General features: G+C 45.6%; 3 protein-coding genes. All 3 read right to left on the bottom strand.

The window, feature by feature from the left end; genetic code table 11:
- Positions 1–116: 116 nt before the first annotated feature.
- The 3 genes from xth to QT974_RS33340 all read right to left on the bottom strand — a co-directional run bounded on the left by xth (position 117) and on the right by QT974_RS33340 (position 2,512).
- Positions 117–902: an exodeoxyribonuclease III gene (gene xth, locus QT974_RS33350; protein WP_333472646.1), complete on the bottom strand. Its 786-nt coding sequence runs from the start codon at positions 900–902 to the stop codon at positions 117–119.
- A gap of 148 nt (positions 903–1,050) precedes the next feature.
- Positions 1,051–2,016 (bottom strand): hypothetical protein, encoded by a 966-nt coding sequence (locus QT974_RS33345; protein WP_333472645.1) that lies wholly within the window; start codon positions 2,014–2,016, stop codon positions 1,051–1,053.
- 97 nt (positions 2,017–2,113) lie between these two features.
- On the bottom strand, positions 2,114–2,512 hold the full coding sequence (locus QT974_RS33340) for a hypothetical protein (protein ID WP_333472644.1): 399 nt from the start codon (positions 2,510–2,512) through the stop codon (positions 2,114–2,116).
- Positions 2,513–2,659 lie beyond the last annotated feature (147 nt).

Raw genomic sequence — 2,659 nt, 5'->3', positions numbered from 1 at the left:
GGGGACTTTTATCTGAATCTTGTCCCCCCCTTATTAAGGGGGGCTAGGGGGGATCGGATTCTAGGGAACCTCATAAAAAATTGGTATCACTTGTTATTAACCTTATAACTTATAAATCAAATTTCGACAATTACGGGGGCGTGATCGCTGGGTTTGACTAATTTTCTGGGAGCAATATCTATTATACAACTTTTGGCTTTTTCGTAGAGGGGAGGGCTGAGATAATGGTGGTCGATTCTCCAGCCGTTGTTGCGCAAAAATGCGGCGGCGCGGTAGTCCCACCAGCTATAATGCCCCCCTTCTGATGTGAATTTGCGAAAGGGGTCGCTTAATCCTAATTCGGTGATTTCTGTTAATGCTTGGCGTTCGGGTATTGATAGTCCAACGGAGTTTGCAGCAGCTTTGGGATTGTGGATATCCCGATCGTCCGGTACGATATTGAAGTCACCGCAAATGCACAGGTGGGGCGATTTGTCTAGTGCTATTTTTAGGTATTCTTGCAGCAGTTTGAGCCAATGTAGTTTGTATTCATACTTCTCGGAGCCTACCTCCGAACCGTTGGGAACGTATACGGAGATGATGCAAATATCGTCTATAACTCCGGCTATGAGGCGCTTTTGTTCGTCGAAGCTGCCGACGGTTGCGTCGCCGAGAATGGGGGCAAATCCGGTGCTAATTTGCGTTAAGGGCGATCGGCTAAAAATGGCAACGCCGTTGTAGGACTTTTGACCGGAAATGTAGCAGTTGTAGCCGAGGTTGGTGAAGGGCTCTAGGGGAAAGTCTTTGTCTATAACTTTGGTTTCTTGCAGGCAAAGAACGTCTGGGGAGTTTGTTTGCAACCAGCCAGTAACGTGTTCGATGCGGGTGCGAATTGAGTTGACGTTCCAGGTGGCGATTTTCATTAATTCTGTCAATTTTGATTGCGGATTTTATTTATTATATGCTCTCTGATTATTGGTTGAGTCGTGAAGTGCGATCGCCTGCGAGGAAGGAGGCAGGTCAACTCTTTTGTACTCAAAAAGTTTTGGTAACGCAACCGATCAGGGAGCGTCAATCAACCATGCTCAGGAGGCTTGGTTCTCCCCGTTGTTCAATGCGTTCGCGAACAAGTTGCCAAAGTGCTTGATTCTCACGATAAACACTCAAGGCTGCGATCGAGTTTTTCGCATCCACCAGAGTACCGCTCTGAATTAGGGATAATAGGAACGAAACTGACTCATCGTTTCTGAGAAGCGAGATTGCGATCGATCCCGTTTTGCGAAGCTCTGGAATACTGACAGACTCCCACCAAATTCGCAAAATATCAAATGCTTCCGGTAATCGGGATTCTCCAAATGCTAAGGCTGCGGCTTCTACGATATCACTAATCTCGCTATGATCCTCAGCCCGTGACTGAATCACTAGAAAAGAACGCACTAAATCGATCGAGGATTGTGTTGGGGATAAGTGCAGCAATGCCAGAAAACACTCCAATAAAACAGGTGCACTATCGCCAAGCTTGATTCGTAACCGTAGAAGTGGAACACCTGACAAATTTCCGGTATAGGCAATGGCTCGTGCAGAGCCAATTCGTGCATCAGATTCCGAGTCAGCAAGCAAATCCGCTAACTCGCTCATCACATCGGGGTAATTCATTCTGACGAGTCCTAATGCACAGACACTTCGTAATGGCGCAGCCCTATCACTTGAAGTGCCCGCATATCGAATGCCTTGCAAAAACAAATCTTCGTTACTATATTCCAATCGATAGAGTGCATCTGCAAGTTTGAACTTAGCAATACAACCTGGATCTCGCTCACTTGGCTTCGTCATCGCCCATTCAAACGCGGCAACCATGTCGGGAATTAGGCTGTAGTGTTCTGCCTCTGCGATCAGTTTTGCTGCTTGGGCGATCGCAACTGGTTGCTTAGATGTCAGTAGTTGGCGCAGTAGAAGCATGGCTTCTAACGTAGTAGGATTGGGGCGAATCTGCTGTAGTTCCGCGAGAAGTGATTCCAGTTTGCGAGATTTTACCATAGCTAGATTTCAGAGACAGTATAAAGATGTACATTAGGAATCGGACGATAAAGAATATCATTGTCTCCAATTTCTTCTAGCATTATCTCATCCTGACTTATGGAATCAATAGCTGAGACACCACATTCAGGACTTCCGATAATGACACCTGGTTTTTTTCCTCAAATTTTCTCTCGTTTCCTTCTCCCTTAATTAGTAGATAGCTGAAACTCTGATCGGGTTTAATTTCCACTTCTAGATTGCCGTGTGGGCTTCGCCATTCCAGTTGTAGGCTACCATTAGCAATTGGTGTTGCATCATAGGGTAAAATGCGATCGCCAACTAAAGACGAAAGAGAGTATTTGACATGAATGAGCAACTGACAGGCTTTTACAAAAGCAACGGGCGAAACTGGCAATGCACCATAAGAATCCCAGTCAGGTTCTAGTTGGGCAAGTTGCGTCAAGCGCTCTAATATTGGATCTAAGGAAACATCAGTTAATGTTGCTTGAGACATGGCTTTTACAAAAGTCAGATTTTAAATTATATATATCATATAGCCTTTCTCAGAAAGATTCGCGGACGCATGGGCATGGGGCATAGGACATGGGCCAAACCGGGCATAAGATTAGCGGGCATACCTCACTTTTTTGAGAAAGGCTGT

Source organism: Microcoleus sp. BM001215392, assembly GCF_036700185.1.
Taxonomy (GTDB): Bacteria; Cyanobacteriota; Cyanobacteriia; order Cyanobacteriales; family Microcoleaceae; genus Microcoleus.
This window is presented reverse-complemented; position numbering and strand designations above follow the sequence as displayed.